At 66.3% G+C, this 2,267-nt stretch carries 2 protein-coding genes; both read left to right on the forward strand.

The window, feature by feature from the left end; genetic code table 11:
* Positions 1 to 70: 70 nt before the first annotated feature.
* Positions 71 to 676 (forward strand): hypothetical protein, encoded by a 606-nt coding sequence (locus DXA70_RS14980; RefSeq protein WP_243001428.1) that lies wholly within the window; start codon positions 71 to 73, stop codon positions 674 to 676.
* Positions 574 to 2,190: a hypothetical protein gene (locus DXA70_RS13525; RefSeq protein WP_243001429.1), complete on the forward strand. Its 1,617-nt coding sequence runs from the start codon at positions 574 to 576 to the stop codon at positions 2,188 to 2,190. Before DXA70_RS14980 ends, DXA70_RS13525 begins: the two co-directional genes overlap by 103 nt.
* The last annotated feature ends 77 nt before the right edge of the window (positions 2,191 to 2,267 follow it).

Here is a 2,267-nt window from a genome sequence, read left to right on the forward strand (position 1 = left end):
CCGGGGGGAGGTGGCACGAAAGTGCCGAAAGGGGAGTGGCTGGCGAGCGAAGCGAGACTGAGAGGTTTTCATGTTAAAATTCGTGTTAGGCGGCTCCGGCAGCGGCAAGACAACCCTGCTGTACCAGCGCGTCAAGGCCCGGGCCGAGGCAGGGCAGCGCAGCATCCTGCTGGTGCCGGAACAGTTTACTTCCTCCACAGAGGGCCGCATTTACCGGGAACTGGGGGACAGCCTCTCCGGGCTGGTGGAGAGCTTTTCGTTCACCAGCCTGGCCGAGAAGATCCTCTCCACCGAGGGCGGCGCGGCGGTGCAGACCCTCTCGGATGCCGGGCGGACAGTGCTGGTCCGCCGCGCGCTGGAAGAGCTGCAGGACAATGTGCACTATTACTACCGCCACCGCCGCTCGGCGGCGTTCTGCCAGATGGCGGCGGAGACCATTGACGAGCTCAAGAGCGCGGGCCTTTCCGGACAGCAGCTCTATGCGCTGGCCCGGAACTGCGGCACGGAGAGCGGCAAACTCAGCGAGCTGGCCTCATCTTCCAGGGGTATGAAACGCTGCTGGCCCACACCGGCATGGACCCGGCGGACCGGCTGGAGCTGGCTGCCGACCGGCTGGAAGCGGCACTGGCGGCGGGAAAGCTGCCGGAGTTTTTGCGGGACCGGGCGGTCTTTGTAGATGAATTTGATACGTTCAACGCCCCCAAAAAGAGGCTGATGGGGGCGATGCTGGCGGCATTGCCCATGGTAACGGTGGCCTTGTGCGATGACGGGACCCCGTTGCAGCCGGAAGATCTGAGTTTGTTCTCCGGGGCCAAGCAGGTGGCGGCACAGCTGCGCCAGCTGGCCCGAAAAAACGGGGCGGAAGTAGCCGTGCCGGAGCTGCTGCGGAAAGACCTCCGCCATCAGGATGCCCCGGCGCTGGCGGCTGTGACCCGTCTGCTGGAAACAGGCCGCTGTGAACCTCTGTCCCCGGAAACGGCCGACGGGTTGTACCTGTTTGCCGCCCCCAGCCGGGAGGAAGAAGCCAGGGCAGCGGCGGGAGCCATCCGCCGCCTGATGCGGCAGGGGGTCCGCTGCGGGAAGATCGCCGTGGTCTGCCGCGACATTGCAAAGTACCGGGCCGCCGTGCGGTATGAGTTCCGGATGGCGGACATTCCCCTCTACTGCGATGAGCCTACCACGCCGGAGTTCAGCGCCCCGGCCACCGCCGTGCGAGCCCTGCTGGCTCTGACCCGGGGAGCGGAGCTCACCGAGCAGCTGACCACCCTGGCCAAGACCGGCCTGTGCAGCCTGACCGAGGAAGAGGTCTGCGCGTTGGAAAACTACGCCTATACCTGGGCCCCCAATGCGGCGGCCTGGCGGGAGGAGTTTACCAAAAATCCCAGGGGCTTTGGCGATATGGAACCCACCGAGGAGGATACTGCCAACCTGGCCCGGGCCGAGAAAGCCCGTGCCCTGCTGGTGGGGGCCGTGGACACCCTGCGGGGCAAGCTGCGCTCCGCCAATGCCGAGCAGATGAGCCGGGCCCTCTATTTCTGCCTCAAAGAATTGGGGGCCGAAGATCAGCAAACCAGCCTCATCGAGGCCATCCGGGCCGAGCGGGGCATCCCGGCAGCGGAGGAAGCTGCCCGGGAGTGGAACGTCGTCATGGGCCTGCTCAACGAGATGGCCCGCCTGCTGGGGGAACAGACCGTCACGGTGGCGGAGTACGAGGACCTGTTCGGCCTACTGCTCCGCACTTCGGATCTGGGACACATCCCCCAGACGCTGGACGCCGTGGTGCTGGCTGGTGCTGGCAAAATGCGGCTGGACGACCCGGACTATGTGTTTGTTCTGGGGCTGGCGGAGGGCGAGTTCCCCACGGCTCCCGGCGAAAGCGGTCTGCTGACCCATGCGGACCGCGATGCTCTGATGGCGAATGAGATCGACCTGCCCGACTGTTTTGAGAACCGGGTGGTGCGCGAGCAGGTCTGTTTTTATAAGGCACTGACCGCCCCGGCCAAGGGGCTCTGGATGAGCTGGCCCAAGGGGCAGGGCCTGACCCTGTGCGCGGCCTTGGAGCCGATTGTGGACGCGCTGGACCCTGCCCCGCCGGAGCTGGAATTGGCTGACCTGGCCGCCACCCCGGCGGACGGGCTGGACTGCCTGGGCGGAGGCTGGCCCTCACGGAGGTGGAGCGTGCCAGCCTGACCGAGGCCCTGAAACACCGGGCACGGGACCGGAAGAAACCGAAGAACCGCAAGGCCTCGCCCTGCTCCGCCGGATGG

It is taken from the genome of Faecalibacterium sp. OF04-11AC, from assembly GCF_003460645.1.
Classification (GTDB): Bacteria; Bacillota; Clostridia; order Oscillospirales; family Ruminococcaceae; genus Faecalibacterium; species Faecalibacterium prausnitzii_I.

Excerpts from the sequence above, each read along its gene's own strand:
- DXA70_RS14980 (WP_243001428.1), top strand. The coding sequence starts at position 71 with ATGTTAAAATTCGTGTTAGGCGGCTCCGGCAGCGGCAAGACAACCCTG.
- DXA70_RS13525 (WP_243001429.1), top strand. The coding sequence starts at position 574 with ATGGACCCGGCGGACCGGCTGGAGCTGGCTGCCGACCGGCTGGAAGCG.